Source organism: Streptomyces umbrinus (genome assembly GCF_030817415.1).
Classification (GTDB): domain Bacteria; phylum Actinomycetota; class Actinomycetes; order Streptomycetales; family Streptomycetaceae; genus Streptomyces; species Streptomyces umbrinus_A.
This window is the reverse complement of sequence record NZ_JAUSZI010000002.1, coordinates 8,842,959-8,866,472: the sequence shown is the minus strand read 5'-3', so window position 1 is coordinate 8,866,472 and position 23,514 is coordinate 8,842,959. Positions and strand designations below refer to the sequence as shown.

Annotated in this window: 21 protein-coding genes and 1 tRNA gene; 11 read left to right on the top strand and 11 right to left on the bottom strand. The window is 69.7% G+C overall.

Annotated features, from left to right (window positions below):
• Positions 1–287 precede the first annotated feature (287 nt).
• Complete coding sequence (locus QF035_RS39160) at positions 288–893, bottom strand: TIGR03086 family metal-binding protein (protein WP_307525847.1); 606 nt, start codon at positions 891–893, stop codon at positions 288–290.
• 191 nt (positions 894–1,084) lie between these two features.
• On the opposite strand from QF035_RS39160, the gene QF035_RS39155 reads away from it, so the two are divergent.
• Complete coding sequence (locus QF035_RS39155; RefSeq protein WP_307525845.1) at positions 1,085–2,053, top strand: NAD(P)-dependent alcohol dehydrogenase; 969 nt, start codon at positions 1,085–1,087, stop codon at positions 2,051–2,053.
• 150 nt (positions 2,054–2,203) lie between these two features.
• Positions 2,204–3,454 carry an MFS transporter gene (locus QF035_RS39150; protein ID WP_307525843.1) on the top strand — a complete coding sequence of 417 codons (1,251 nt, stop codon included), beginning with the start codon at positions 2,204–2,206 and terminating at the stop codon, positions 3,452–3,454.
• On the opposite strand, the gene QF035_RS39145 is transcribed toward QF035_RS39150, so the two are convergent.
• Together QF035_RS39145 and QF035_RS39140 are read right to left on the bottom strand one after the other, a co-directional pair.
• Positions 3,455–4,630 carry a hypothetical protein gene (locus tag QF035_RS39145; RefSeq protein ID WP_307525841.1) on the bottom strand — a complete coding sequence of 392 codons (1,176 nt, stop codon included), beginning with the start codon at positions 4,628–4,630 and terminating at the stop codon, positions 3,455–3,457.
• Positions 4,627–5,568, bottom strand: a complete 942-nt coding sequence (locus QF035_RS39140) for a 5-dehydro-4-deoxyglucarate dehydratase (protein WP_307525839.1) — start codon at positions 5,566–5,568, stop codon at positions 4,627–4,629. Before QF035_RS39140 ends, QF035_RS39145 begins: the two co-directional genes overlap by 4 nt.
• A gap of 282 nt (positions 5,569–5,850) precedes the next feature.
• On the opposite strand from QF035_RS39140, the gene QF035_RS39135 reads away from it, so the two are divergent.
• The 8 genes from QF035_RS39135 to QF035_RS39100 all read left to right on the top strand — a co-directional run bounded on the left by QF035_RS39135 (position 5,851) and on the right by QF035_RS39100 (position 13,872).
• A complete protein-coding gene (locus QF035_RS39135) occupies positions 5,851–6,675 on the top strand; it encodes an NAD-dependent epimerase/dehydratase family protein (protein ID WP_307525837.1) in 825 nt (274 codons plus the stop codon).
• Positions 6,676–6,980: 305 nt separating this feature from the next.
• Positions 6,981–7,751, top strand: coding sequence for a DeoR/GlpR family DNA-binding transcription regulator (locus tag QF035_RS39130; RefSeq protein WP_143637268.1), 771 nt, complete (start codon positions 6,981–6,983; stop codon positions 7,749–7,751).
• 112 nt (positions 7,752–7,863) lie between these two features.
• The gene (locus QF035_RS39125) at positions 7,864–9,234 is read left to right on the top strand and encodes an ABC transporter substrate-binding protein (RefSeq protein WP_307525835.1); all 1,371 of its coding nucleotides are present in this window, start codon (positions 7,864–7,866) and stop codon (positions 9,232–9,234) included.
• A complete protein-coding gene (locus QF035_RS39120; RefSeq protein ID WP_307525834.1) occupies positions 9,231–10,169 on the top strand; it encodes a carbohydrate ABC transporter permease in 939 nt (312 codons plus the stop codon). The genes QF035_RS39125 and QF035_RS39120 overlap by 4 nt, the downstream gene beginning before the upstream one ends.
• Positions 10,166–11,047 (top strand): carbohydrate ABC transporter permease, encoded by an 882-nt coding sequence (locus tag QF035_RS39115; RefSeq protein WP_307525832.1) that lies wholly within the window; start codon positions 10,166–10,168, stop codon positions 11,045–11,047. Before QF035_RS39120 ends, QF035_RS39115 begins: the two co-directional genes overlap by 4 nt.
• Positions 11,044–12,033, top strand: a complete 990-nt coding sequence (locus QF035_RS39110; RefSeq protein ID WP_307525831.1) for a zinc-dependent alcohol dehydrogenase family protein — start codon at positions 11,044–11,046, stop codon at positions 12,031–12,033. Before QF035_RS39115 ends, QF035_RS39110 begins: the two co-directional genes overlap by 4 nt.
• Positions 12,034–12,331: 298 nt before the next feature.
• Positions 12,332–12,553: a hypothetical protein gene (locus QF035_RS39105; protein WP_307525828.1), complete on the top strand. Its 222-nt coding sequence runs from the start codon at positions 12,332–12,334 to the stop codon at positions 12,551–12,553.
• 104 nt (positions 12,554–12,657) lie between these two features.
• Positions 12,658–13,872 carry a TerD family protein gene (locus QF035_RS39100; RefSeq protein WP_307531752.1) on the top strand — a complete coding sequence of 405 codons (1,215 nt, stop codon included), beginning with the start codon at positions 12,658–12,660 and terminating at the stop codon, positions 13,870–13,872.
• Between the two features lie 91 nt (positions 13,873–13,963).
• Here the strand turns inward: QF035_RS39100 and QF035_RS39095 are convergent, their stop codons facing one another.
• From QF035_RS39095 to QF035_RS39070, 6 genes are all read right to left on the bottom strand, one after another.
• Complete coding sequence (locus QF035_RS39095) at positions 13,964–14,842, bottom strand: carbohydrate ABC transporter permease (protein ID WP_307525826.1); 879 nt, start codon at positions 14,840–14,842, stop codon at positions 13,964–13,966.
• Positions 14,832–15,866 (bottom strand): carbohydrate ABC transporter permease, encoded by a 1,035-nt coding sequence (locus tag QF035_RS39090; protein WP_307525824.1) that lies wholly within the window; start codon positions 15,864–15,866, stop codon positions 14,832–14,834. The genes QF035_RS39095 and QF035_RS39090 overlap by 11 nt, the downstream gene beginning before the upstream one ends.
• A 245-nt stretch (positions 15,867–16,111) precedes the next feature.
• On the bottom strand, positions 16,112–17,128 hold the full coding sequence (locus QF035_RS39085; protein WP_307525822.1) for a 1-aminocyclopropane-1-carboxylate deaminase: 1,017 nt from the start codon (positions 17,126–17,128) through the stop codon (positions 16,112–16,114).
• Positions 17,129–17,142: 14 nt separating this feature from the next.
• Entirely contained in the window at positions 17,143–17,793 is a 651-nt protein-coding gene (locus tag QF035_RS39080; RefSeq protein WP_307525820.1) for a GntR family transcriptional regulator, read from the bottom strand.
• 90 nt (positions 17,794–17,883) lie between these two features.
• Complete coding sequence (locus QF035_RS39075) at positions 17,884–19,467, bottom strand: TROVE domain-containing protein (RefSeq protein ID WP_307525818.1); 1,584 nt, start codon at positions 19,465–19,467, stop codon at positions 17,884–17,886.
• Positions 19,468–19,834: 367 nt separating this feature from the next.
• Positions 19,835–19,904: transfer RNA gene (locus QF035_RS39070), tRNA-Met, on the bottom strand.
• Between the two features lie 248 nt (positions 19,905–20,152).
• On the opposite strand from QF035_RS39070, the gene QF035_RS39065 reads away from it, so the two are divergent.
• On the top strand, positions 20,153–20,923 hold the full coding sequence (locus QF035_RS39065) for an SDR family oxidoreductase (RefSeq protein WP_307525816.1): 771 nt from the start codon (positions 20,153–20,155) through the stop codon (positions 20,921–20,923).
• A 42-nt stretch (positions 20,924–20,965) separates the two neighbouring features.
• Here QF035_RS39065 and QF035_RS39060 read toward each other — a convergent pair whose 3' ends face one another.
• Both QF035_RS39060 and QF035_RS39055 read right to left on the bottom strand, forming a co-directional pair.
• On the bottom strand, positions 20,966–21,895 hold the full coding sequence (locus QF035_RS39060) for a LysR family transcriptional regulator (RefSeq protein ID WP_307525814.1): 930 nt from the start codon (positions 21,893–21,895) through the stop codon (positions 20,966–20,968).
• A 105-nt stretch (positions 21,896–22,000) separates the two neighbouring features.
• On the bottom strand, positions 22,001–23,467 hold the full coding sequence (locus QF035_RS39055; protein WP_307525813.1) for an alkaline phosphatase PhoX: 1,467 nt from the start codon (positions 23,465–23,467) through the stop codon (positions 22,001–22,003).
• Between the last annotated feature and the right edge of the window lie 47 nt (positions 23,468–23,514).

Below are 23,514 nucleotides of genomic sequence, written 5' to 3'. Positions count from 1 at the left end.
GTACGACGCGATGAAAGTAGGAGCGCGCCTGTGTTTCGTCAACGCTTCTGACAAAAGAAGTTCGAGGCTTCTGACAAAAGGGGTCCGAGTCGACGCCGGGGCCCGATGCCGCGCCGACGTCCTCGGAAGACAGGCGAACCCGTTCGCCCTCGTGACGCCGACGGAGCTGGAGCTTCGCGTACAGCGGGTTCATTCCCGACGTACACGAAGCTCCAGCCCCGTCACGAGCACCGCCACATCCATGTGCCACTGCAATCCGGCGAAGACACCCCGCCGGTGATGCCCTGTCAGCCGGTGGGCGCCCACCCCGGGTCCCGGCCGCTCAATCCGATCACCCGGTCCAGCAGGGGCGCCCCGTCCGGCACGGGCACGACCGGTCCGAAGATGGTCCCCCGCGACGGATCGTCCACCGAGGGCGCGAGCATCGCGTACGCCGCGTTCAGGGCCGCCGCGTCGGGGGCGTACGGCTGACCGGTCGCCCGGGCCAGGTCCCAGCCGTGCACGACGAGTTCATCGGCGGCGACGACACCCGCGACCTCGCCGGGCAGGTCCACACCGCCCGCGCGGGTCTCGCCCGCCCACGCGGCCGGATCGCGCCACGCCTCGGCCAACTCGCCGAGCACCTTGGGCAGTTCGGCGCGCCAGCCCGGCGTCACGTCCGGCAGCCGGGAGGTGGGAGCGGTGTCCGTCGTGGCCCCGAGGTCCTTGCGCCCGGCGTCCCGGAAGGCCGCTGACAGCCCGGCCAGATGCCCGAGCAGATGGCGCACCGCGTACTCCGGACACGGCGTCACGGCGTCGAGCTGCTCCTCGCCCACCTCCTCCGCGAGGCGAGCCACGACCAGGGCCTGCGGCCCCAGGTCAAGGGTGCTCGGAGTCGTACCGTCGTCGCCCATGCCGGGCTCCTCTCGTCAGGGGGTCTTCAGGGGGTAGACCGTCGGCCGTACGAAAACTCATCGCTCCCACTCCCAAGATCGTGCTCAGGAGTCTGGTCAGGCGTTCGAGCCGTCGAGATGCTCGGTGCACACCGGGATACCGGATGTCACCGGGATATCCGGTGCCGGGGACCGTGAAGGGGAGCCACGCCATGAAGGCGATCGTTCAGGATGCCTACGGATCAGCGGACCTCCTGCAACTGCGCGACATCGGCCGTCCCGTGCCCGGCGACGACGAGGTGCTCGTCGAGGTGCGCGCGGCCGGCGTCGGCCCCGAGGTGTGGCACCTCATGACGGGCCGGCCCTATGTGGCGCGTGTCGCCCTGGGGCTCCGTAAGCCCAAGAACCCGGTACGCGGCTGGGACGGCGCCGGACGGGTCGAGGCCGTCGGGGCGAAGGTGACCGAGTTCAAGCCGGGCGACGAGGTCTTCGGCAACTGCGAGGGCTCGTTCGCCCAGTACGCGCGCGCCAAGGCCGCGAAGATCGCCCTCAAACCGGCCAACCTCACCTTCGAGCAGGCCGTGGCCCTCCCCGTGTCCGGCATGACCGCCCTCCAGGCCCTCAGCGGCAAGGGCCGTCCGCAGCCGGGCCAGAAGGTCCTCGTCATCGGCGCCTCCGGCGGCGTCGGCTGCTACGCCGTCCAGCTCGCCGCGATGTACGGCGCCGAGGTCACCGGCGTCTGCGGCCCCACGGGCGCGGACTTCGTACGCTCCCAGGGCGCCTCGCACGTCATCGACTACACCCGCGAGGACATCACCGACGGTCCGCACCGCTACGACGTCATCGTCGACAACGCGGGACTTCGCCCCCTGCCCGTCCTCCGCCGCGCCCTCACTCCGCGCGGCACCCTCGTCATCGTCGGCGGGGAGGGCGGGACCAGCTTTTTCGGCGGCATGAGCCGCGGCCTGCGGGCCGTCACGCTCTCGCCCTTCATCGGCCAGAACCTCCGCAACCTCATCTCCATCGCGCGCCGCGAGGACCTGCTGACCCTCAAGGAACTCGCCGAGCAGGACAGGATCAGCCCGGCCATCGACCGCACCTACCCACTCGCCGAGGCCGCCGACGCCATCCGCCACCTGGAGAAGGGGCACCCCCGGGGCAAGATCGTCCTCACCGTCTGAGCCAGGGGGAGCCAGGGGGGAGCCCTGCTGAAGCACGGCGGGCTCCCGGCGAGGCCTCATCCCGACGGCCCCGCTGCCACTCCGGCGGCGTCCCCGCTAAGGCACCTGCCCGATGCCCGGCCCGGAGCCTTAGCCCCACGATGACCAGGCATGACGACATGGACACAGACATGGGCGGTGACCCGTGTCCTGCGAGACCGCAACGCGGGTCTGTACCTCGGCGGAGTCGTGGTCTCCGGGTTCGGCTCGTCGGCGATGTGGCTGGTGTCCGGGATCTGGGTGAAGGACCTGACCGGCTCGGACGGCCTGGCAGCCCTCTGCGTCTTCGCCCTCTGGGCGCCCACGCTGATCGGCCCGGCCCTGGGCACCCTCGCGGACCGCACCCGCCGCCGGCCCCTGCTGGTGTGGACGAACCTGGGCCTGGCCGCACTCCTGCTGCCCCTGTTCGCCGTCGACTCCCCCGGCACCCTGTGGATCCTCTTCACCGTGCTCCTCGTCTACGGAGCGGCCGGCGTCGTCCACGACGCGGCGGAGTCGGCCCTGGTGGCCACGGCCGTCGACAAACAGCTCCTCGGCGACTTCAACGGCCTGCGCATGACGGCCAACGAGGGCATGAAACTCCTCGCCCCGCTCGCGGGAGCCGGCCTGTACGCGGCGTACGGGGGCGCCCGCGTCGCACTCCTGGACGCGGTCACCTTCGCCCTGGCCGCGGGCCTCTACACGCTCCTGCGCGTCCACGAGCCGAAGCCGCTCACGGCCCCCGCCACGACCGGCTGGCGCGCCCAAACGGCCGAAGGCGCCCGCTACTTGTGGGGCCACCCGGCCCTGCGCCCGCTCGTCCTCGCGGGCGGCACGACCATGCTCTTCTCCGGCCTCAACGGCGCGACGATCTACGCGGTGGCGGAGGGCCTCGGCCACTCCCCCGCGTACGTGGGTGTCCTGTACGTCGCCCAGGGCGTCGGCTCGGTGGCGGTCGGGCTGGCCGCGGGCCCGCTCCTGCGCCGCCTGGGCGAACGCCGGTTCGCCGGATACGGCATCGCGCTCACCGCCGTTGCCGTGACGGCCCGCGCGCTCCCCTACGACGCGGTGGTCCTCGCCTCGGCCGCGGCGGTCGGCGTCGGACTCCCCTGCGTACTGATCGCGGCACTCACCGCAGTCCAGCGCGAGACGCCGGACGCCCTGCTGGGCCGTACGACGGCGACCGCCAACACCCTGCTGTTCGCCCCGACGGCGGTGGGCCTGGCGCTGGGCGCGGGTTTGGTCGAACTCGTGGATCACCGGGTGCTGTTGGCGGGGTTCGGGATCACGCGACTCGTGACGGTCGCGCCCATGCTGCGGGACCGCGCCCCGATAGGGGCGCGGGGAACTGCGCGCCCAGCCCCCACCGGACCCGCAGATTGACTACCGCGCCCCCAGCCGCGCAAGCGCCTCCGTGACGAGCGACAGGTCCGCGTCGGACGCCAACCCCGCGTGATACAGCCGCACTTCGGTGGCTCCCAGCTCGACGGCTCGTGTCACATCCTCGACGAGCGTCGCGGGACGGCCGCCCATCCCGCTGACCACGGTGAAGTTGGCCGCCAGCACGGCGCCGTCAACTCCCTGCTCGGCGAAGGGAATCAGCGGCTCGGGCCCGGCGGCGCACGGCACGACCACTCCGTCGGCGACCGACAGGATGTGCCCGGGGTCCACACCGACGTTCGCACCGACGCGGTAGGAGACCGGGTCCGCGTGCAGCAGGATCTGGAACCCCTCGGGCGCGGCCGCGCGTACGGCGAGGACGGCCTCCGCCTGGAGGGACCGGGCGACCGAGTCACGCCACGCGCGCGTGGCCGTCGCGAGCTCGGCGCCGAGCAGTTTCTCGACGTCCTCCCAGCCCTCGACGGGAGCCTCGCCCCGCCACACGGGCTCCAGGGCGCGCCGGACCGAGGCCGCCAACTCGCCGGGGTCGAGCCCCAGTTGCGTATAGCCTTCCGCGCAGGAGGGGCAGAAGCACAGCGACATCAGGTACGTGCCGGCGTCCCCGAGCGCCACGCCCGCCGTCTTGTCGTGGGCGTGCAGATGCGGGAGCCCGTACCAGCCGAGGGACTCCAGCTCCGTACCCGAGGCGCCGGGACGGATCGCCGCCTCGACGGCCAGATCGACGAGGTACGCGCGCGTGTCGGGCTGCGCGACGCAGGGAGCCCACGAATAGCGGTCCCCATGGGCGTTGACCACCGAGGTGTCCGGAAACTCCACGCCCATACGGGAGTTGTGCGCGAGCACCACCCAGGTGTGCACGTCGAGCCCCGCCCCCGCGAGAGCCGACGCGGCCTCCCCGTACGCGTCCCCGGGCGCCCAGTCCCCGGCGGCGTACGGCCGGAGCCTGCGGCCCTGCCACCGAGTGGCGTCCGTCGGGTAGAGCACGGAGGCGTGCAGCGCGGTGACGATGCGGTGCCGGGGGTGGCGGGGGGTCAGGGCGCGCGTGGAGTGGTACGCGGAGGCGAGGGTCGCCTGGCGCACGCCGAGCCCGGCGATGCGTGCCGCCGCGTCGGGGTCGCCGTTGACGTCCCACGGATAGACGAAGGTCGACGCCTTCACTTGTCCTCCTCCAGAAGCGCGTAGCCCCGCTCGATCAGCTGGGCGAGCTGCTTGACGTGGTCCTCGGACGGCTCGTGCAGCGGCGGCCGCACCTCGCCCACGTCGAGCCCCCGCAGCCGTACGCCCGCCTTGACCAGCGAGACAGCGTACCCGCGGCCCTGTGCGCGCAGTTCGACGAGAGGCCGGTAGAAGCCGTCGAGGAGCCGGTTCACGATGGCGTCGTCGCCGGAGCCCAGGGCCCGGTGGAAGGCGAGGGCGATCTCGGGTGCGAAGCAGAAGATGGCGGAGGAGTACAGCGTGATGCCGATGCCGCGGTAGGCGAGGCCGGTGAGCTCGGCGGTCGGCAGCCCGTTGAAGTAGAGGAAGTCGCCCGGGTACTCGGACCGCACGGCGCTCACGATGCGCTGCATCAGGTCGAGGTCGCCGAGCCCGTCCTTGAAGCCGATGATCCCCTCGGCGCGGGCCAGCGAGACGACGGTCTCGGGCGTGAACACGGCGTTGTCCCGCTGGTACACGATGACGTCGAGCGAGGTTGCGGCGGCCAGTTCCGTGTAGTGCCGCAGCAGCCCCTCCTGCCCGGCGACGACGAGATAGGGCGGCATGGCGAGCAGCCCGTCCGCGCCCGCCTCCTCGGCGAGCCGCGCGTACCGCACGGCGAGCGCGGTGCCGTACCCGGCGCCCGCGACGACGGGGACGCGGCCCGCCGTCTCCTCGACGGCCGCCCGTACGCACTCCTGGAACTCCTCGGGCGTGAGCGCGTGGAACTCCCCGGTCCCGCAGCAGGCGAAGACGGCGGCGGCCCCGGCCTCGACGCCCCGCCGGACGTGCTCGCGGTAGACGTCCAGGTCGACGGCTCCGTCGCGGTCGTACGCGGTGACGGGGAAGAACAGCGGCCCGCTCGGGATACTGAGTCGAGCGGCAAGGGGGGCTGACGTCACGGGCTCTCCCTAGAGCATGAGCATGCACGCACACGCCGGCTCGTGCACGTTTCTGATCCATGTCCATATCCCTGAACGCTTCCACGCTAAGGCGCCCTCTTGGGGGCGGTCAAGCGGGCCAACATGCATTGCGGGGGCAACAAGGGAGCAGAAAGAGCACGGAAGGGGAGCGGATCTCACCACTCCGCGCGACACTTGACGCGGCCCGTCGACGATCCCTAGCGTGTCCACGGATGTGAATGCCGTACACGATGACGGCTGCCGATTCAAGGAGACCCGAGGATGCCCGCTCCCCGCACCGTTCTGCTCACCGGCGCCGCCGGCGGTCTCGGCACCCTGATGCGAGGACTGCTGCCCGCCTACGGCTACGAGCTGCGACTCCTCGATCTGCTCCCGATCGACGGCGAGCCAGGCGCGGTCACCGCGGACCTCGGCGACAAGGAGGCCCTGCGCGAGGCCGTGCGGGGCGTGGACGCGATCATCCACCTCGCGGGCATATCCCTGGAGTCCACCTTCGAGAAGATCCTGAAGGCGAACATCGAGGGCACGTACAACCTGTACGAGGCGGCGCGCGAGGAGGGCGTCCGGCGCATCGTCTTCGCCTCCTCCAACCACGCGGTCGGCTACACCCCGCACCCCGGGGGCGAGGCGCCCCACGCCCCGAAGACGCTCATCCCCATCGACACCCCGCGCCGCCCGGACACCTTCTACGGACTGTCGAAGTCGTTCGGCGAGGACCTGGCTCAGTTCTACTGGGACAAGCACGGCCTGGAGACCGTCTCCGTGCGGATCGGCTCCTGCTTCATGGAGCCGACCAGCGTGCGCATGCTGTCGGTCTGGATGAGCCCCGGCGACGGCGCCCGCCTCTTCCACGCGGCCCTGACCGCCGAGGACGTCGAGCACACCGTCGTCTACGGCTCCTCCGCGAACACCCGCCTGTGGTGGGACCTGACCACCGCCCGGGGGCTCGGCTACGAGCCGCAGGACGACTCCGAGCAGTACGCCGAGAAGCTGATCGCCGAGCAGGGCGAGCTGGACCCGGGCAACCCGGACCACACCCGTCTGGGCGGCCACTTCGTGACCAACCCGCCGGTCTGGCCGTACTGACCCTCGCGTCCGGGCCGGGGATCCCGTTCGGCCGCACAGGCCACCGCCGACACATCCGGCCACCGCGCAAGGACCGCCTCACGGGGCGAGCGGGCACCGAACGGGCCCGCCCGTCCCGCCCTTCGGGCATGCCCGCTGCCCGAATTCCGCTGCACCGCAGGTCCGGCACGGGCAGCCGTCGCTCGTTACGGTCACATACGGGCGCCATCGGGCCCGCAACAGACCTGGTCAGTGGCGCGCACCCGCTGTAGAACTTCCCCCATGGGCCCCACCGGGCCCGAACGGGCAGTGAGCACGGAGAGCGGGTGTCGGGCATGAGCGCGGAAGAACGTCAGCGGGAGATCGTGAAGAGCGCCCGCCGCACCGGCGCCGTCGACGTGAACGAGCTCGCCGCCGAGCTGGGCGTCGCCAAGGAGACCGTACGACGGGATCTGCGCGCCCTGGAGGACCACGGACTGGTCCGCCGCACGCACGGCGGCGCCTATCCGGTGGAGAGCGCCGGCTTCGAGACGACGCTCGCCTTCCGCGCGACCAGCCATGTGCCCGAGAAGCGCCGGATCGCGGCCGCCGCGGCCGAGCTGCTCGGGGACGCCGAGACGGTCTTCGTCGACGAGGGGTTCACCCCGCAGCTCATCGCCGAATCGCTGCCCCGGGACCGGCCGCTGACCGTGGTCACCGCGTCCCTGGCCACCGCGGGAGCGCTCGCCGAGGCCGACAACACGACGGTGCTGCTGCTCGGCGGCCGGGTCAGGCCCGGCACCCTCGCGACCGTCGATCACTGGACGACGAAGATGCTCGCCGGGTTCGTCATCGACCTGGCGTTCATCGGAGCCAACGGCATCTCGCGCGAACACGGCCTCACCACCCCCGACCCGGCCGTCAGCGAGGTCAAGTCACAGGCCATCCGGGCCGCCCGGCGCACGGTGTTCGCGGGGGTGCACACCAAGTTCGGCGCTGTCAGCTTCTGCCGGTTCGCGGAGATCAGCGCGCTGGAGGCGATCGTCACCAGCACCCTCCTCCCCACGTCCGAGGCCCACCGCTACTCGATGCAGGGCCCTCAGGTCATCCGGGTCTGAAACAGAGACCGCACCCCAGTCCCCAACGAGTTCGAAAAACCAACTGACCCACTACAGAGGCACCACACTCCCCGCGTCATCCCATATGTACCGAAAAATCCAGGAGCGATCCATGCGAACCCAGAGCCGACGGAGGCCGCGCGCGACGCTCGTCGCGGCCGCCGCAGGGACGCTGCTCGCCCCGCTGCTCTCCGGTTGCTGGGCCGGAGCGGGCGGAGCGGGCTCCGGTGGCAACTCCATCAACGTCCTCATGGTCAACAACCCGCAGATGGTGGAGCTGCAGAAGCTCACCGCCGCCCACTTCACCAAGGAGACCGGCATCAAGGTGAACTTCACCGTGCTGCCGGAGAACGACGTCCGCGACAAGATCAGCCAGGACTTCGCCAACCAGGCAGGCCAGTACGACGTCGCCACCCTGTCCAACTACGAGATACCGATCTACGCCAAGAACGACTGGCTGCACGAGATGGACTCGTACGTCGCGAAGGACCTGGTGTACGACGAGCAGGACGTCCTCAAGCCCATGCGCCAGTCCCTCACCGCGGACGACGGCAAGCTCTACGGGCAGCCCTTCTACGGCGAGTCGTCCTTCCTGATGTACCGCAAGGACGTGTTCGAGGCGAAGGGCCTCACCATGCCCGAGCGCCCGACGTGGACCCAGGTGGCCGACCTCGCGGCCAAGGCCGACGGCGCCGAGTCGGGCATGAAGGGCATCTGTCTGCGCGGCCTGCCCGGCTGGGGCGAGGTCATGGCCCCGCTCACCACGGTCGTGAACACCTTCGGCGGCACCTGGTTCGACAAGAGCTGGAAGGCGCGGCTCGACTCCCCCGAGTGGGAACGGGCGGTGAAGTTCTACGTGGACCTCGTCCGCGACCACGGCGAGGCAGGCGCACCCCAGGCCGGATTCGCCGAGTGCCTCAACAACATGACCCAGGGCAAGGTCGCCATGTGGTACGACGCCACATCCGCGGCCGGTTCCCTGGAGTCCGCCAAGTCCCCGGTCAAGGGCAAGATCGGCTACGTGCCGGCGCCCGTCGAGAAGACCGAGTCCTCCGGCTGGCTCTACACCTGGGCGTGGGGCATCCAGGACGCGTCCCGGAACCCCGACAAGGCCTGGAAGTTCGTCTCCTGGGCGTCCAGCAAGGAGTACGAGCAGCTGGTCGGCGACGAGATCGGCTGGTCCAACGTCCCGGCAGGCAAGCGTGCCTCCACGTACACCAACGCCGACTACCGCAAGGAGGCCGGTGCCTTCCAGGAGATGACCAAGGAGGCCATCGAGGGCGCCCGGCCCACCGACCCCGGCGTACAGCCGCGGCCCGCGCCCGGCATCCAGTTCGTCGGCATCCCCGAGTTCACCGATCTCGGCACCAAGGTCTCGCAGGAGATCAGCGCGGCCATCGCCGGACGCCAGTCCGTCGAGTCGGCCCTGAACAAGTCCCAGAAGCTGGCCGAGGAGATCGCCGAGGAGTACGAGGGACGATGACCGCCACAACAACGGCTCCCATAGCCGCACCATCCGTACGCACCGAGAAGCGTCCCTCGGGCCGCATGCGCGCCTGGGCGACCCGGGCCCCGCTCCTCCCCGCCCTGATCTTCATGATCGCCGTGACCCAGCTCCCCTTCGTGGCCACGCTGGTGATCTCCTTCTTCGACTGGAACTCCCTCTACCCGGACGCCCGGAGCTTCACCGGCTTCGGCAACTACACCGAGGTCCTCACCGACGCGGCCCTGCGCAAGTCGGTCTGGACGACCATCCTGCTGACGGTCACCGTCGTCCTGGCCAGCCTGATCCTGGGCCTGGGCCTCGCCCTCCTCCTGGACCGGAAGTTCCGGGGCCGCGGTGTGGTCCGTACGCTCCTGATCGCGCCCTTCCTGGTGGTCCCCGTAGCGGCGGCCCTGCTCTGGAAGCATGTGCTCTACAACCCTGAATACGGCCTGCTCAATGGTTTGTTGCACTATGTGGGCGGACCACAGCCGGACTGGATCTCCAACACCCCGCTGCTCGCCGTCGAGATGTCCCTCGTCTGGCAGTGGACGCCGTTCATGATGCTGATCCTGCTGGCGGGCCTGCAGAGCCGCGACCACCAGCAGATCGAGGCCGCGAAGGTGGACGGCGCGAGCGACTGGCAGGTGTTCCGTTACCTGACCCTCCCCCACCTGCGCCGCTATCTCGAACTGGGCGCCCTGCTGGGCTCGATCTACATCGTCCAGAACTTCGACGCGGTCTTCACCATCACGTCCGGCGGCCTGGGCACCGCGAACCTGCCCTACACCGTCTACCAGAGCTTCTACCAGGCCCACGAGAACGGCCTCGCCTCCGCGGCCGGCGTCCTCGTCGTCATCGGCTCGATCATCATCGCGACCTTCGCGCTGCGCGTGGTCTCGTCCCTGTTCCGCGAGGAGGTGGGCCGCGCATGAGCGCCACCGCGATCCGTGTACGTCCCCGTAGTGCCGAGTCCGGCCACCCCGGCCCCCGCCGTCCCAGGGGAAGGGGCCTCGGCCTGGTCGCCTGGCTGGCCGGGATCGTCTTCTTCCTGCCCATCGCCTGGATGGCCCTGACGTCCTTCCACTCCGAGGAGGACGCGGCGACCAACCCGCCGTCCTTCGGGGCCGCGCTCACCCTCGACGGCTACCGCGAGTTCTTCGGCGCGGGCGGCGGCGCGAGCCCCTGGCCGTCACTGATCAACTCGACGGTGGCATCGCTTGTATCAACGCTCCTCGTCCTCCTCCTGGCCCTCCCCGCTGCCTACGCACTCTCCATCCGCCCGGTGAAGAAGTGGACGGACGTCCTGTTCTTCTTCCTCTCCACGAAGATGCTCCCGGTGGTGGCGGGCCTCCTGCCCATCTACCTCTTCGCCAAGAACACCGGAATGCTGGACAACATCTGGCTCCTGGTCATCCTCTACACCTCGATGAACCTGCCGATCGCGGTGTGGATGATGCAGTCGTTCCTCTCCGAGGTCCCGGTGGCGATCATCGAGGCGGCACAGATAGACGGCGCGAAACTGCCCACGATCCTCGCCCGGGTCGTGGCCCCCATCGCCCTGCCGGGCATCGCGGCCACAGCCCTGATCTGCTTCATCTTCAGCTGGAACGAGCTGCTGTTCGCCCGGGTCCTCACGGGCGTGGTGGCGGAGACCGCCCCTGTCTTCCTCACCGGCTTCATCACCAGCCAGGGCCTGTTCCTGGCGAAGGTGTGCGCCGCGTCGCTCGTCATCTCCCTGCCGGTGCTCGCCGCGGGGTTCGCCGCCCAGGACAAACTGGTCCAGGGCCTGTCGTTGGGAGCCGTGAAATGAAGGCCGCAGTCATCGAGTCCGTGGGCCGTGCCGTCGTGGCCGAGGTCCCGGACCCGACGCCGGGCGCCCGCGAGGTCGTCGTCGAGGTCGCCGCCTGCGGCCTGTGCGGCACCGACCTGCACATCCTCCAGGGCGAGTTCGCCCCCAAGCTCCCGATCGTGCCCGGCCACGAGTTCGCGGGCGAGGTGGTCGGGGTGGGCACCCAGGTCACCGAACTCTCACTCGGCGACCAGGTGGCCGTGGACCCCTCCCTCTACTGCTACGAGTGCCGGTTCTGCCGTACGGGCCACAACAACCTCTGCGAGCGCTGGGCGGCCATCGGAGTCACCACGGCAGGCGGCGCGGCCCAGTACGCCGTCGCCCCCGTGGCGAACTGCGTCAAGCTCCCCGAGCACATCCGCACCCAGGACGCGGCCCTGGTCGAGCCCCTCTCCTGCGCGGTCCGCGGCTACGACGTGCTGAACTCCCGACTGGGCGCCCACGTCCTCATCTACGGCTCCGGAACCATGGGCCTGATGATGCTGGAACTCGCGAAGCGGACGGGTGCGGCGAGCGTCGACGTGGTCGACATCAACCCGCAGCGGCTCGAGACGGCCGCGCGGCTCGGCGTCTCGGCGACGGCCACCGGGGCCGACGAACTGGACCGGCCCCAGGGGTGGGACCTGGTCGTGGACGCCACCGGCAACGCGGCGGCGATCCAGGACGGTCTTGAGCGGGTGGCGAAGGCCGGCACGTTCCTTCAGTTCGGCGTGGCGGACTACTCGACCCGGGTCACGATCGACCCGTACCGCATCTACAACCAGGAGATCACCATCACCGGCTCCATGGCCGTCCTCCACAGCTTCGAGCGCGCGGCGGAGCTCTTCGCCACGGGTGTCCTCGACCCGGACATCTTCATCAGCGACCGCCTGCCGCTTGACCAGTACCCGCAGGCCCTGGACCAGTTCGCCTCGGGCGTGGGCCGAAAGATCGTGGTGGTCCCGTAAAGGGATTTCGCCCCCGCCGCCCCTACCCATTCCCGTCCCCTGGGGCTCCGCCCCAGACCCCGTGGGGTGTGTTTTTGGGTGCGGGCCCGGCTGTGGCTGGTCGCGCAGTTCCCCGCGCCCCTTAGGTTTTTAGGGGCGCGGGGAACTGCGCAGTCTTTGGGGGTTCGGGGACGGAGCCCCTGAGTAAGGGACGATGGGGGTCCCCCCGCTCGAGCGAAGCCGAGAGTGGGGGAGGGTAGGGGCGGCGGGGGCGAAAAACCCCTGGGTCGGCCCCACCCCGCCGACCTACCATCCCCCCATGCCCCGCCCAAACGGCTTCGCCTACGCCCACCACCCGGACGACACCGTGACGATCACACACGGCACCCGCCCCGCCACAACCCTCCGCGGCCCCAGGGCCACCCAATTCCTCGCGGAGGTGGAATCCGGTGACCCCCAACTGGTCATGGCCCGCTGGACGGGCAACTACAAGCGCGGCAACGAACGAACGGCCCGCAACCACCCCAGAAACCGCCACTGACGGCCACCGACCACTCCTGACCAGCACAAAGCCGCAGTGACCCAATTGGCGGTCAGGTAAGGGAACGGTAAAGCGGGCCCGGTCGTTCACGGGGCATGACAGCTATGACCCCCGGCTCGAACATCCCTCTCCCCGTCACCCGCGTGACGGTGGACGTCGCCGCCCCGGTGCGGCTCGACGTATCGGGCCTGCTGCTCACCGCCGACGGCAAGGTGCGCTCCGACGACGACTTCATCTTCTACAACCAGCCGACCGGCCAGGGCGTGACGTACCGCTCCGGCGGCGGCACCAGCCCCGACTCGATCACGGTCGACACGACGGCCGTGCCCCCGGGCATCGAGAAGATCGTCGTCACCGCGAGCCCGGACGCCGCGGGCCAGACCTTCCAGGGCGTCGAGCCCACGGCGACGATCCGCAACGCCGACGACAACTCCGTACTGGCCTCCTTCACCCCGCCGCAGCTCGGCACGGAGACGGCCCTGGTGATCGTCGAGGTCTACCTGCGCAACGGCGCATGGAAGGCCCGAGCGGTCGGCCAGGGGTACTCGAACGGCCTGGCGGGCATCGCCACGGACTTCGGTGTGACGGTGGAGGAGCCGGCCCCGGCCCAGGCCGCGCCCCCGGTGGCCCCGCCGACCCCCACGGTCCAGACCCCGGTGACACCCCCGGCCCCGCCCGTCACCACCCCGACGGCACCGCCCGCGCCCCAGGCGGCACCCGCCGTCCCGGCCCCGGGCGCCGGGAAGATCAACCTCGACAAGGGCCGCGTAAGCCTCCAGAAGAACCAGACGGTGTCCCTGGTCAAGGGCGGCCGCCCGTTCCTCTCCCAGGTGAAGATGGGCCTCGGCTGGGAGCCGGCGTACCGGGGCAAGGACATCGACCTCGACGCCTCCGTGATCGCCTACGGCCCGCAGCGCAACCACATCGACAGCTGCTACTTCGGCAAGCTCTCGATCGTGAACGGCGCGATCAAGCACTCCGGCGACAACCTCACGGGCGAGGGCGGCGGTGACGACGAGGTGATCGTCGTGGACCTGGGCCGCCTCCCCCAGGAGGTCACGGGCCTCGTCTTCACGGTGAACTCCTTCTCCGGCCAGAAGTTCACCGAGGTCGCCAAGGCCTACTGCCGCCTCCTCGACGCCTCCACGGGCGAGGAGCTGGTCCGCTTCGACCTCACGACCGCGGAGCCGCAGACCGGCGTGATGATGGCCAAGCTCATCAAGCAGTTCTCCGGCGAGTGGGAGATGACGGCCCTCGGCAACTTCGTCAAGTCCCGCACGGTCCGCGGCATGGTGAAGCCGTCGGCCCAGGCGCTGTAGCCCACCGACGCACCTCACCACGAACGTGCGGGGCGCCCCCACTGGGGGCGCCCCGCACGTTCGTGGCCGGGCCACACCTCCCGTGGCCAGGTCACATCTTCGTGGCCCCCGCGGCAAGGTCCCTGAGAAAGTGCCGTGCCCCGATCAGAAACACCACGATCAGCGGAACGACGCTCATCAACGCACCGGCCATCACCAGGGAGTAGTCGGTGTTGTAGAGGACGTTGAGGTTCGCCAGGGCGACCTGAAGGGTGACCCTGTCGGGGTCGATCATGACGACCAGCGGCCAGATGTAGTCGTTCCAGATGCTGATGAAGGTGAAGATGCCGAGGAACGCCAGCGCGGGCCGGAACAACGGCATCGCGACCTGCCAGTAGAGCCGGAAGAAACCGGCGCCGTCGATCCGCCCGGCGTCCAGCAGTTCGTCGGGCAGCGAGTTCTGCGCGTACTGGCGCATCCAGAAGATACCGAAGGCGTTGGCCGCACCGGGAATGATCAGCGCTGTCAGGGAGCCGGCCCAGCCGAACTCCGCCATGGTGACGAACTGCGGCACCAGCGAGAGCTGCGCGGGAATCATGTACGTGGCCAGCAACGCACCGAACAGGAACCTCTTGCCCGGGAACTCGTACTTGGCGAAGGCGAACGCGGCCAGCGAGTCGAAGAACAGCACCAGCGCGGTCCCGACCACGGCGACGACGACGGTGTTGAACAGCGAGCCGAAGAAGTCGACGGTGTCGAGCACCCGCCCCATGTTGTCCAGGAGATGCGGCCCCGGTACCAGCTTGGGCGGATAGCTGTAGATGTCCTCGGTAGTGCCGGAGGCCATCACCACCAGCCAGTAGAAGGGGAACAGCGAGATCAGCACACCGAGCAGCAGCACGCCCCGGACACAGACCCGGGTGAGCCGACTGCCGGAGCCGATGGCGAGCCCCGCACTACCGGTGGTCCGCTCCCTCTCGTCAACGGCCATTACGGGCGGCCCCCTTGCGTCGCAGCAGTGACCGGATCCCGGCGCGGCCCTCGCGGTCGGAGCCGGAGACCAGCCGCCAGTTGATGAGGGTGAAGACCGCGATGATGGCGAAGAGGAGCCAGCCCATCGCGGCGCCGTAGCCGAACTGGTGGTCCTTGAAGGCCTTCTGCCACAGATAGAGCACGATGGTCATACCTTCCTGGCCCGGTCCGCCGATGGTTCCGACATCGGTCGACTGGAACAGCACCTGGGACTCGGTGAAGATCTGCAGGCCGTTGATGGTGGACGTGACGGCGGCGAAGAGAACCACCGGCCGCAGTTGCGGCAGCACGACCCGGAAAAGGGTCTGCCAGCTGTTGGCGCCGTCCACGCGGGCGGCCTCGAAGTGCTCGGTGGGAATGGCCTGGAGGCCCGCCAGGAAGATCAGGGCGTTGTAGCCGACCCACCGCCAGATGATCATGACGGAGAGGGACACCTTGATGCCCCACTCGGAGGACAGCCAGCCGACGCCGTCCATCCCGACCACCTTCAGCGCCGAGTTGGCGAGGCCCGTCTGGGCGAAGACCGAACCGAAGACGACGGTCATGGCGACCATCGAGGTGACGTTGGGGATGAAGTACGCCACCCGGTACGCGCCGGTGAACCGGACCTGCGAGTGCAGCAGGAACGCGAGCACCAGGGCCAGGAACAGCATCGGCACCGTGGACAGGAACCAGATCTCGAAGGTGTTGAGCACCGAGTGCCAGAACACCGAGTCCTCTAGCAGCCAGCCGTACTGCTTGAGGCCGACGAATCGCATGTCACCGATGCCGTCCCAGTCCTGGAAGGACAGGTACAGCGAAAAAACCACCGGGAAGGCGCCGAAGACGGCGAACAGCACACAGAACGGCGAGATGGCAAGGAGGGGCGGCCCATGACGCCGCCGCCCACCCGGGGCAGTGGCGCGAGAACGGCGGCCTTCCGCCCGCCCTCCGCCATCATCCGCGGGGGCGCCGGCCTCCGCCGGGTCTGCGACTGTGGCCATATCAGCTCACCCCCAGCCGGGACAGCGTGGTCTCGGCGGTGTTCACCGCGTCGCGCCAACACCCCCGAACTCCCCGCAGCCGCCAACGCACGCGGGGCGGGGCCGTGCCGGTATGTCAACGTTCGCGACGTACAGCTCCCGCTGGAAACGCCCACCATGAAACCTAGGGCAGTACGCCCAGCAGTCGCGAACGTGACATACCGGCACGGCCCCGCCCCCACACCCCAGGCGCGAGCGGGCAAACCTCAGAACAACGCGCTGTAGGCATTCAACGCAGGCTGCCCGCCAAGATGGGCGTACAGCACAGTCGAGCCCTGCCCGATCTCCCCCCGAGCCACCAGATCAACCATCCCGGCCATCGACTTCCCCTCGTACACGGGATCGGTGACCATCCCCTCCATCCGAGCAGCAAGCCGCATCGCGTCCAACGTGGCCTCGTCAGGAATCCCATAGGTACCCGCGTGATACCGCTCGTCCAACTCAACGTCATCCTCGGTCAACTCAGCCTCGACCCCAATGAGTTGCCCGGTGCGATGAGCGATCCGCGCAACCTGCTCCCGAGTCCGAGCAGGATCCGCCGACGCATCCACGCCAAGCACCCGCCGCGCCCGCCCGCCCGCCTCCTCCAGCGCACGGAACCCGGCAACCATCCCCGCCTGAGTGGACCCGGTCACCGAGCAAACCACCACGGTGTCGAAGAAAACCCCCAACTCCCTTTCCTGCTCGACAACTTCATAAGCCCACCCGGCAAACCCGAGCCCACCAAGAGGATGATCGGAGGCCCCGGCAGGAATGGCATACGGCTTCCCACCTCCCTCCTCAACCTCCCGCAGAGCCAACTCCCAGCTTTCCTTGAACCCGATCCCGAACCCGGCCCGCACAAGCCGCACATCGGCCCCCGCCAGCCGGCTGATCAAAATATTGCCGACCTTGTCGTACACGGAGTCGGGCCACTCCACCCAACTCTCCTGAACAAGCACACACTTGAGACCAGCCCGCGCGGCACAGGCCGCAACCTGCCGAGTGTGATTGGACTGCACGCCCCCGATCGAGACAAGCGTGTCGCACCCCTGCGCAAGCGCGTCAGCAACCAGATACTCCAGCTTGCGAGTCTTGTTCCCCCCATAAGCAACCCCGGAGTTGCAATCCTCCCGCTTGGCCCACAACGAGGCCCCACCAAGATGCTCGGTCAGCCGCTCCAGCGGATGAACGGGCGACGGCCCGAACAACAGCGGATAACGCTCGTACGAAGCCAGAGACATGAGTCCTCCACGGATCAGGTATCGAGATCGGCCAGGTCTTCGAGGCCACGCCAGATCTCCGCCGTGACACGGACGGCCTCGTCCACATCGCCGACGGCACAGGCGTCGATCAGCTCGTCGTGCAGGCCGGCCGAACGGCAGTTGCCGCCCTCGCCGAACCGGCGCCGCTCCAGGCGCCGGATGAGCGGGGTGTAGCGGGCGACGGTGGCGGCGGCGGCACGATTCCCGCTCACCCGGACCAGCACGTCGTGCAGCTCGTCGTCGGCACGCAGCGCGGCGGACACGTCACCGTCGCGCACGGCCGCGGCAAAACACGTGTTGGCCTCGCGCATGGCACCAATGTGGTCGGCGCGAAGCCGTGGCAGCGCCGCCCGAGTGACCAGCTCGTGCATGGCGCCGACGACGGCCGCGGCGTCCCGCACATCGGCGGCCACCACAGGAGTCACCCGCGTGTAGCTCTGCGGCTTGGACTCCAGCAGGCCTTCGTCGACGAGCCGTGAGAAGGCATCCCGTACGGGCGCCCGCGAAAGCCCGAGCCGCTCGGCCAGCTCGGCGTCCCGCACGACGGCGCCCGGCGCGATGTCGCCGGCCACGATGGCGTCCCGTATCGCCTCGTACGCACGGTCCCTGAGCAGGGTCCGTGGCACGGGCCGTATCGCTTCCACAAACTGAAATGTTAGATGTCAGCCCGACCCCCACACAAGAGTGCGACCCGCACCGAAGTACGGGCCGCACTCACACAGAACAGGGCTCCATCAACAGGCCCAAGGCCACTCCGCGTCCCGAGCCCCCTCAAGCAGCGGAACCATCCGAAAAGCAGCGTCCGACAGCCCCCCGAAGACATGCCGGTTCCCCGCCCCGGACGGCCCGTGCCCAGCCCGGTACCCCGCAAGGTTCCAGGTGTAGACCGGCACATGCGCCGGAACCTGCTCGGTCGGGTCGCCGTAGTGGCTGTACGTGGCCTGCTCGTCCGTGACGATCAGCACACGATCATGCCGCTTGTAGTGCTTGCGCACCGCCTCGGTCGTATCAGTCCCGCCGAGGTCGCCAAAACGCTCCAGCACCTTCAGCACCGACTCGCCACCACGGAACTTCACCCGCTTGCTGCTCGTCCCGAACTCGACGAGATCCGCGTCCGCCGCCCGCAGCGCGAGCGCCGTACCGAAGATCGCCGCCGCGTCGGCCCGGTTGAGCTCCGAGCGGTCGGAAAGCCGCGAGTAGAACATCGACCCGGACCGGTCGACGAGCACGAGCGTCCTGCCACCGAGCGCCGGCACATTGGCCAGCGAGTGACCGAGCGCCTGCTCCAGCGGGTACGCCCAGCGCAGCGAAGGCGCGTGCTGGTAGGCGGCGAGGTACCGGAACGGAAACTGCCGCGAACGCACGACCTCCACGGGGTCACTAATACGGGCGGCCACCTGGGCGGCAACCTCGTCCGAAACCCCGGCCTCGTCGAAGTTACGCAGGTTCCGCACCAGCGCCATCGCACCCATGGACGGGATAACGGCCTCCCAGGCCGCCTTGTCCATCGGGCCCTGCAGCCACCCGGCCAGCGCCTCCCAGGTGATGCCCGCGTCGGCGAGACGCTGCGCGCCGTGCGCACCGGTCACCACCTTGCGCCGCTTGGCGGGCCGCAGTGCCATCAGGTCACGGTGGGCCGCCAGAACGGGCAGCGACCTGGGCACGACCGCGGTGTCCGGGTTGTGCCGCCGGTCCAGCGCGTACTGGAACAGCTCGCCCTGCCACGGCTTGTCCGGGTCGGGTGCCGCGTGCACGAGGTTGAGGATGTCGCCGAAGCGGTAGCCCTTGGACGCCGTGTCGTACTTCAGCAGCGACTTGCCGCTGTAGAGCCGGCGTACGGCGTCGGCGATGCCGCGCTTCACGGGCTTGGGGATGTTGCGGCCGTACAGCGCGGTCCAGTACGCGAGCAGCTCGCCGGGCTCGTCCGGGCGCCGCAGCACGGAGGCGACGACCTGCCGGTTGGCAGGTCCGTCCGTGGCGCCCGCGTCGAGGCGCGCCTTGACGTACTCGGCGGCGCCGACGATGGAGGCGGTCCGCATGTTGCCCTCGCCGCGCAGCCAGGCCAGCATGCTCGCCGTCCACGACGGGTCGCTGACGGCCAGCTCACGGACGAGCGCGGCGAACCGGTCGTCCCGGGCGTCGCCGGTCTCGTAGAAGGTGTTCTGCGAGACGAGGTTGGCGATGGCCAGCAGGAAGAGCTCGGAACGCGCGTCGCGCTCACGGCCGCGGCCGCCCTCGTAGGTGCGCAGTACGCGTCCGGTCGAGGTGACCCGCGAAGTGCCCTGGGCCTTTGCCGCCTTGGTGTTGAATCGCGCCATGATGAATTCCCCCGAATTCAGTGGTGTTCCGGAGGGAAGCACAGCAAATGGAGCGTGCCCGAGGTAAGAGCGGCGGCGGTCTTATCACTTGGCGCGTCTTCCATTCCGCCACATCGCCCGAAGCGATGACGGGATTCGAACCCGCACGGTTTCCCACCAAGTCCCCGAAGTATCCGCTGCCTTCGCACCGGGCACACACCATTTGCTGCGCCTCCCGAGATCAAGTCGGCGGCGGCCTGGATTCTTTGGAAGAGAAGTAGCCGCTGCCATCGCACCGGGAGGTGCATGAAGTTGTCGTGTCCAGAGTTCAAGGCCGGCGGAACCGACGTAGGTGCTCTAACCCCTGAGCTACACCGGCGCGTTGTGCCGGTGACGGGACTCGAACCCGCGGCCGCCCCATTATGAGTGGAAGTAGGTCCTGCCTTCGCACCTGGACGTTCATCACTGTAGGACGGGCACCGCGCGTCGGGCGAACGATTATTCCCGGAGGGGCGTACCCGGACAGATCACCTTCATGCGAGGCCCCTGAGGCGGAGAACACTCAGCCGCCGCAGGCGCCATAGGAACTCCCTATACCACCTGCTGACTTTACGTCTTTGCCCCTCGTTCTTTTCCGAACGTACGGTGAACCGAATCGACGAGGTACTCACCACGACGTATCCGCACAACTGAGAGAGCAGGCGGCATGACCACGATCGAAAACGGATCAGGAACGCAGGAACTCAAGGGAAAGCGAGCCCTGGTCACAGGTGGTTCTCGCGGAATAGGAGCGGCCGTCGTGCGCCAACTCCTGGACGCGGGTGCCGAGGTGCTCACGACCGCCAGGTCGGCGACGGGCACGGTGCCGGAGGGGGCAGCCTTCGTGGCGGCCGACGTACGGACACGGGCCGGCGCGGAGGCGCTCGCCACGGCCGCGCGGGAGGTGCTCGGCGGGGTGGACGTCCTGGTCCACAACGCGGGTGGGGCGCAACCGTACGCGAGCACTTCCGCCATCCCCGACGAGGAGTGGCAGGACCAACTGGACCTGAACTACCTGGCCTCGGTACGGCTGGACTCGCTGCTGGTACCGGGGATGCGGGAACGGCGTTCGGGAGTGATCGTGCACGTCTCCTCGGCCGCGGTCCCCGCCACGCCACCCCCGTTCCTGCACTACACGGCGGCGAAGGCGGCGCTGGAGAACTACAGCCGGGGCCTGGCCCTGGAGCTGGCCCCGTCCGGAATCCGGGTCAACACCGTGACTCCCGGCAGGACCGCCACCCCCGGCGGCGAACTGACGCGGGAGCAGTGGGCGCGCCTGGACCCGACGCAGGGCGAGAGCGGCACCACCGTGCCGCTGGGGCGCGACGGTCAGCCCGACGACATCGCCAACGCGGTGCTGTTCCTCGCGTCCGACCGGGCGAGCTGGGTGACCGGGAGCAATCTCGTGGTGGACGGCGGCGAATTCCCCAGGGGCTGACTCCGTCGGCAGACTGCGGCGCGCCCGCTCCCTTCTCGGCCGTCAGGGCACCGGTGAGAAGGAAGGCGAGAAGGAAGCAGAAGCAGCCTCGGACCAGGTCGACTCGGACCAGGTCTCCTTGCGCAGGAGTTCGAGCAGGGCCGTCTCCGCCGGGCCCGCCCCGTGCCGGAGCACGGCGATGACGGGCTGGGACACGACCGGCAACACCGGGCGCGCAAGGTGCTCGTAACCGTGGGGCACCGCGGAGGCCGGGACGAGTGTCACCCCCAGCCCGTGGGCGGCCCAGCGAACGGCCGTCGCCGTCTGGGACACGCGGGCGACCGGGGTCGGGGTCAGACCGTTGTCCCGCAGCACGTTCAGCAGCACGCCGTCGAGCGCGCTGTCGCGGTCGAACCGCACCCACGGCTCCCCCTCCAGCTCGCGCAGCTCGACCCGGTCCGCGGCGAGCAGCCGGTGCCCGGCGCCCAGCACCACGACGAAGTTCTCGTCGCCGAGGTGGTGGGCGTCGGAGGGGCTCCGCTCGCACGCCGCCATCAGGGCGAGGTTCACCGCGCCCCGGCGGCACAGCCGCTCCAGCTCGGCGGAGCTCGGCTCCTCGAAGACGGTGACCTCAAGCCGCGGGAAGCGGCGACGCAGCGTGCCCAGCGCACCCGGCAGCTGCCGGGTGCCGAAGCCCATCTGCGCCGCTACGACCAGCTCGCCCACCAGCTCGTCGGCACCGGCCCGTGCCGTCGCCCTGGCCCGCCGCGACGCGCTGACCGCGACCTCCGCCTCCCGCAGGAACGCGCGGCCGACCACGGTGGGCACCAGTCCGGTCGGCGTGCGGGCGAACAGCTGCACGCCGAGTTCCCGCTCCAGGCCGCGGATCTGCTGGGACACCGACGGCTGAGCGACGTGCAGCAGCTCCGCCGCCGCCGTCACCGAGCCCTCCTCGGCAACGGCCAGGGCGTACTCGTACTGGCGAAGGCTCATCGACTCCGGTCCCCTCCCACGCTTCCCACGTTGTAATAGGTGTTACAACACGGGAGGCGACGGCTTTACTCCACAGCCAAGGGGACTCTGCGTACGAACCGAAGCTCAGCCGCGCTTCTGACGCCGCCAGGGACCGGTGATCGCCAGCATGATGCCCGGCTCCTGGATGTTGGCGTACAGCGTCTTTCCGTCGGGCGAGAAGGTGACGCCGGTGAACTCGCTGAACTCGGGCTCCTCCTCGGTGCCGATGTTGAGGTCGTTGCGGGCGATGGGGTACGTACGGCCGCTGTCGGTCGCGCCGAAGAGGTGCGAGACGCCCTCGCCGTCCTCGGCGATGACGAGTCCGCCGTACGGGGAGACGGTGATGTTGTCGGGGCCGTCGAAGGCGCCGTCCCTGGACGGGTCGGGGTTCACGCCGAGGAGCACCTTGAGGGTCAGCGTGCGGCGCTTGGGGTCGTAGAACCAGACCTGGCCGTCGTGCTGGACGGGGCTCTCCTCACGGGCGTACGAGGAGACGATGTACGCGCCGCCGTCGCCCCACCACATGCCTTCGAGCTTGCGGGCGCGGGTGACCTCGCCGGGGCCGAACTGCTTGCGCACGTCGACGGTCTTCGCGTCGCGGTCGGGGACGTCGACCCAGTCGACGCCGTACACCGTGCCGATCTTCGTGGCGCGGGAGAGGTCGTCGACCGGTCGGCCGCCGGAGTCGTAGCACTTGGGTGCCTGGAGCACGCCCGCGTCGTCGGCGAGCGTACGGAACCGGCCGGGGCCGTAGTGGAAGCCCTTCGGCGGGGTCCAGCGGTAGAAGAGGCCGTTGGGGCCGGACGCGTCCTCGGTGAGGTAGGCGTGGCCGCGCTTGGGGTCGATGACGACGGCCTCGTGGTCGTACCGGCCGAAGAACTTCAGGGGCTTGGGGCTCCGGTTGGCACGGCGGTCGCAGGGGTCGACCTCGAAGACGTAGCCGTGGTCCTTGGTCATGCCGTTGACGCCGGCGCGGTCGGAGTTCTCCTCGCAGGTGAGCCAGGTGCCCCAGGGGGTGCTGCCGCCCGCGCAGTTGGTGGAGGTGCCCGCGATGCCGACCCACTCGGCGACCGCGCCGCCGGGACGCACCTCGACGACCGTGCAGCCGCCGGACGCGGCCGGGTCGTAGACGAGTCCCTCGGTGAGCGGCACCGGGTACTTCCAGTTGGCGCGGGGGCCCTTCAGCTCGTGGTTGTTGACGAGGAGGGTCGTGCCGCGCGGGCCGTCGAAGGTGGCCGTGCCGTCGTGGTTGGAGGGGGTGAACTCGCCCGACTCCAGTTTGGTCCTCCCGCTGTACGTGATGACGCGGTACCGGAACCCGGCGGGCAGCGCGAGGACGCCCTTGGGGTCGGGCAGCAGCGGGCCGTAGCCGACGGCTCCGCCGTGCCGGTCGGCGTGGTCGGCATCGTCGTCGGCATCGCCCGTGGTCTCGGTGTCCGTGGACGCGAGGGCGCCGGGCGCGGTGGCGAGTGTGCCGACGCTGCCGATCAGGGCGACACCGGCGCCGGTGATCGCGGATCGTCTGGCGAAGTCCCTGCGGGTGAGCGACATGCTGTCTCCTGTGACGGTGGAGTGTGACCGTGGCGAGGCGGTGACGC